Annotated in this window: 4 protein-coding genes and 1 pseudogene; 2 read left to right on the forward strand and 3 right to left on the reverse strand. The window is 61.0% G+C overall.

Translation table 11 applies throughout. The features are described 5' to 3' along the window. Positions 1 to 126 precede the first annotated feature (126 nt). Positions 127 to 480 carry a sigma factor-like helix-turn-helix DNA-binding protein gene (locus tag CG471_RS29395; protein WP_099234615.1) on the forward strand — a complete coding sequence of 118 codons (354 nt, stop codon included), beginning with the start codon at positions 127 to 129 and terminating at the stop codon, positions 478 to 480. A gap of 105 nt (positions 481 to 585) precedes the next feature. On the opposite strand, the gene CG471_RS29400 is transcribed toward CG471_RS29395, so the two are convergent. The 3 genes from CG471_RS29400 to CG471_RS29410 are packed head-to-tail and all read right to left on the reverse strand — an operon-like array spanning position 586 to position 2596. Further along, positions 586 to 1323 carry a dienelactone hydrolase family protein gene (locus CG471_RS29400; RefSeq protein WP_099234616.1) on the reverse strand — a complete coding sequence of 246 codons (738 nt, stop codon included), beginning with the start codon at positions 1321 to 1323 and terminating at the stop codon, positions 586 to 588. Between the two features lie 39 nt (positions 1324 to 1362). Beyond that, positions 1363 to 1650, reverse strand: coding sequence for a hypothetical protein (locus CG471_RS29405; protein WP_099234617.1), 288 nt, complete (start codon positions 1648 to 1650; stop codon positions 1363 to 1365). Positions 1651 to 1681: 31 nt separating this feature from the next. Next, positions 1682 to 2596, reverse strand: a complete 915-nt coding sequence (locus CG471_RS29410) for a dimethylarginine dimethylaminohydrolase family protein (protein WP_218964303.1) — start codon at positions 2594 to 2596, stop codon at positions 1682 to 1684. Between the two features lie 224 nt (positions 2597 to 2820). Between CG471_RS29410 and CG471_RS29415 the strand changes: the two are divergent. Continuing rightward, positions 2821 to 3054: pseudogene (locus CG471_RS29415) on the forward strand (transposase); the annotation flags it as partial. Positions 3055 to 3161 lie beyond the last annotated feature (107 nt).

The raw sequence follows: 3161 nt of genomic DNA on the forward strand, positions 1-3161 counted from the left end.
CATGCGGACCATGGCGACCCGGAACAACAGTGGTCGCCATCCCTCAGGTCTTCAGAAGGGAAGGGGGGAGGTGGTGGGTGGAGGTCGCCAGATTGGCTGGCTGCCATCCTGAAAGGAGTTTCCCCCATGGCCCACCATCATGATGTGAGCAGGTGTCTCGCGAGGTTCGTTACGCGGATGCGTGACCGCGTCTCTGACGACATTTGCGCCGCCCGTATCGAACGCTATCTGGCAAAGTCAGCCCTGGAAGACGGCCATCCGTCCCGCGAAGCAGCGGGCGAGACAGATCCAGGTATCAACGAGGCGGTGGCGCGGATGGATGCCCTCACACGCGGCATTCTCATTCTGGTGGTCAGCCAGAAAATGAGCGTCTCGGAGGTAGCCCGGCGTTTCCGGATGAGCGAGGAGCGGGTGTGCCGGCATTTCAGGCGTGCGGTCGAGATGGTCGCAATGGGTCGAGAAGATGGAAGCTGCAACTAACTTCATTCATATCGAGGGGGGCGGCATTCAATATGAGGTGCGGCGGACGACAGCGCTTGGCAATTGCGTGGCTGAGGCCAATTATGGAAGGGGCGCGTCGGGAACCTAAGCGATACCCTGCGAGACAAGACTGAGGTCAAGAAAATCGATCAGCGCGCGCCACGACAGGCTGTGCGCGGTGGCGTCATACGCCATGCGCGCGTCGTCGAGGCGATCGACATCTTCGTTGGTGAAGCTATGCCAGGCGTCGCCATAGGTTGTGAGCTGCCAGTGCGCATGCGCCTGCATCATTTCCTTCTGGAACGCCGCCACATCTTCGTTAGATACGAGCGGATCCCGCGCGCCGGTAAACACCGCTATGCGCGCCTTCACCTCGCCAGCCTGCGCCGGTCGAGCCGTGGTCAGCAGGCCGTGGAAGCTGGCCGCCGCTGCTATCTCGGCGCCGGATCGTGCCAGTTCCAGAGCGGTAAATCCGCCGAAGCAAAAGCCGATCGCGGCGCTGGCGGCAGGATTGACGCCGGTCGCGGACAAAAGCGCGTCAAAACCGGCCCTCACTCGTCCGCGCACAAGATCAGGATGGTTGCGAAACGCATCCAGCGCATCGCGCATCGCCTCGCCTTCTAACGGCTCGCCATTTCCGTGCATGTCGGCTGCGAGAGCGGTATAACCAAGATCGGCCAGCTTGCGGCAATGGCGCCGGACATTGCCACCGATTCCGTCCGACTCGTGGATGACTAGGACGGCGCGGCCATTGGCCTGGAGCCTTGGCCGAAATAGCTCGCCAAGCAGAGCCTTGGTTCCATGGAAATAGGCATAGGGCTCGCCTCCGCCCGTATCGTTCATCAAGCGCTCCTACAGACCAATCGTGAGCGGGATAGCGCCCTAATCGGCTCCTGCCTCTGCCAACGCGCTTTTGATCAACTCCACTTTCGCTTCGTCGTTCACGTCAATCGAAACCAGGATGGGCGAATGCAAAGCCGCATCGTCTCGTTCCTCTTCCAGCGGCGCAGCTGCGTCGCCGCCACTAATCTCCTCCCCGACACTATTTTCGGGTCCATCAGCGGCGATGAAAATGTCACTGCGCTCGATGCCGTGGGTCTGCACCAGCAGTTCGACCGCGTTTTCGGCTTCGGCGCGCGTTGCGAAGCGCGCCTCAATTGTCTGGCTCATTTGCTACTCCTTTTTGATAAATGGACGGGCATCAGGCAGGGATGCGCCGTAGTGGCTGAGTGAGGCAGTGGATGCCTCCCCCGCACGCAGCGAACTGAGAGATGTCGATCTCGTCCACTGCGTAGCCCGCCTTGCGCAGCGCGCTCGTGACAACCGCGTCGGTGGCGCTTGTGAGGATTCGGCGCCCGCCCAGCGAAAGGATGTTACAGCCCAGCGAGGACGAAAGGGCCGTGGGCATCGGGATGACTTTGATACCGCGCTCATATAGAGCCTCGACGAACGTCGGGTCCAACATCTCCAGGCAGCCGATCGCCTCGTCCTTTTCTACCATGCAGAAAATAGTGTCGAGGTGCAGATGGTCGGCATGAAAGGGGCATAGCAGCACATCCCAACCCGCAGCCCGGAACGGCGCCGCGAACTCTTCCGCCCCCGCGGCGCAGCTGCGTTCGCCCGACAGGCCGACTATGAGGAGCCCCTCTCGCGCAACGCAGACGTCACCGCCTTCGATCGTGCCACGGGTGATCTGCCGCACTGGCATATTCCACTCAGCACAGGTCTCCAGCAACGCATCGACTTCGCCTCGGCGGTGCGGCATGGCTGGATTGAGGGCGGTCATGCCCCATGGCGTCGCGACACCGATGTCGCGGGTGAAGCACATGTCCGGCAGATCGGGTGATGGAACGAGGGAATGACAGCGCACGCCATGCCGCTCTAGCGCCTCTACCAGCATGTTATGCTGCCGCAGAGCCTCAGCGGCATCGGTCGTAAAGCCGGCAGCCAGAGCCTCACGGGTGACGGCGCAGCAGGGTACGGGCGTCAAATGAAGCGGCTGGCAGAGGATGACGTCGGTCAGCCGGTCGGTCTCGCTTACAACATGACTTTCAAGATATGCCGGCGGAACCTTGCCGGCCATGCCACCATCAAATGCACCGAATTCGACTTTCATGGTCATCTCCTGACCACGACAACCGAAACCCGTTATCGGCAGTTCCCAAGTTTATCATCGGTTAGGACGTTTTGAGGCGATCGGGTTGGCATATCGGGAGCGCCTGAGGCCAATCGGCGCGCGGCGGCTTTTTGACCGGCGTTGGGACTTTGCGCTCTGTCTGGTTGAATAGCCTCTAGATTTCTGGACGCCTTGGGTCCTAATTTTGAGGACAGAAGGCGACGATGGGGAATGGCAATTTCAGCGATGAGTTCAAGCGTGATGCGGTGGCCCAGATTACGGAGCGGGGTTATCGTGTATCGGAGGTTTCCGAGCGGCACTCGCTGTATTCGTGGAGGAAGCGGTTCGGGAAGGTGGCATCGGGGGATGCTGCCAAGGATGCCGAGATCCGGCAGTTGAAGCGCGATCTGGCCCGAATGACAGAGGAGCGCGACATCTTAAAAAACCGTCGCCGGCTGAGCCCGCCTGTGCGCGGTAGAAACGGGTCGTGCTATGGTGCGGCCGGGAGGGTCGCGGCCGATGGCTTATTGGAGGCATGACCCCGTTAAAAAACGTGGCCCGTGGG

The sequence above is a fragment of the Sphingobium sp. IP1 genome, from assembly GCF_002708645.1.
Classification (GTDB): domain Bacteria; phylum Pseudomonadota; class Alphaproteobacteria; order Sphingomonadales; family Sphingomonadaceae; genus Sphingobium; species Sphingobium yanoikuyae.